A 213-nucleotide genomic window follows, 5' to 3' on the forward strand; every position below is an offset into this window, starting at 1 on the left:
TGGGGGAGCTCGCGGACCTCGCGTTGCCGCGCCTGCGCGCGCTCGCCGCGAGCGGCGCGACGACCGTGGAGGTCAAGAGCGGCTACGGCCTCGACTTCGCCTCCGAACGCCGCATGCTGGAGGCCGTGCGGCTCCTGCGGGACCGCGTTCCCCTCACCCTCGTGCCGACCCTGCTGCTGCACGTGCCGCCCACCGAGGGCCGCGGGGCCTACG

At 76.1% G+C, this 213-nt stretch carries 1 pseudogene; it reads left to right on the forward strand.

What is annotated here, in order from left to right:
- Window positions 1–213 (forward strand): annotated as a pseudogene (locus DEIPI_RS38665) (imidazolonepropionase); the annotation flags it as partial.

It is taken from the genome of Deinococcus pimensis DSM 21231 (genome assembly GCF_000519345.1).
Classification (GTDB): domain Bacteria; phylum Deinococcota; class Deinococci; order Deinococcales; family Deinococcaceae; genus Deinococcus_A; species Deinococcus_A pimensis.